The organism is Acidovorax sp. LjRoot204 (assembly GCF_056175785.1).
Window position 1 is genome coordinate 1 of record NZ_JBGFFF010000366.1, and the last position, 1,122, is coordinate 1,122.

The window sequence follows — 1,122 nt, forward strand, 5'->3', positions numbered from 1 at the left end:
GTTCCCTGCCGTGGCCGCAAAGCTGACGGACAAATTGCCCGTCAAAGTGAGCGCGCCTGACCTGTGTGGCCGTTTCTCCGGCCGTGTCGTGCGCAACGTGAATACGCGGGCTGCCACGCCTCAGTGGATGCTCGATCGCCTGGCACGCTGTGGCCAGCGTGGTGTGTCGCCGCTGGTAGACATTTCCAACTATGTGATGTTTGAGTTGGGACGTCCTTCGCACATTTTTGATCTGGACAAGATCCATGGTGGCCTGGACGTGCGCTGGGGAAAGCCGGGTGAGCAGCTGAAGCTGCTCAATGGCAACACCATCACGGTGGATGACAAGGTGGGTGTGATCGCCGATGACAGCCAGGTGGAATCGCTGGCGGGCATCATGGGCGGAGACGCCACGGCGGTGTCTGATGACACCCGGAACATCTATATCGAGGCGGCTTTCTGGTGGCCCAAGGCGGTGGCAGGCCGYTCGCGCCGCTTCAACTTCTCGACSGATGCCGGCCATCGTTTTGAGCGCGGCGTGGATCCGAGCCTGACGGTGGAGCACATCGAGCGCATTACCCAACTCGTCATTGACATCTGCGGGACGGCCGATACGGCATGCGGCCCTATGGACGACCAAGTGGTGAACTTGCCAGTGCCACAGCCCGTCACGCTGCGCGTGGCGCGTGCTGCCAAGGTCATCGGCATGCCGCTGACGCAGGTGCAATGCGCCGACGCGCTGACCCGCCTGGGCCTGCCGGTGGTGCAGGGCGAAGGTGCGCTCACGGTCACGCCGCCGTCGTTCCGTTTCGATATCACCATCGAGGAAGACCTGATCGAAGAAGTGGCCCGTATGGTGGGCTACAACAACCTTCCGACCACTCCACCGCTGGCGCCCATTACGCCCAAGCTGGCGCTCGAGGCCACGCGCAGCCCGTTTGCGGTGCGCCGTTCGCTGGCAGCCCTGGGGTATCAGGAAACGATCAATTTCAGCTTTGTGGAAGAGCGTTGGGAGCACGAGTTGGCCGCCAACCCGCAACCCATCAAGCTGCTCAATCCGATCGCAAGTCAGATGAGCGTGATGCGCTCGACTTTATTGGGTTCTCTGCTACAAGTTTTGAAGTTCAACTTGGACCGCAAGGC

General features: G+C 61.5%; 1 protein-coding gene. It reads left to right on the forward strand.

All coding sequences use genetic code 11. The features are described from left to right. Window positions 1–1,122: phenylalanine--tRNA ligase subunit beta (locus AC04MI_RS25435; protein WP_476499076.1), on the forward strand; the 1,122-nt coding region annotated here is incomplete at both ends.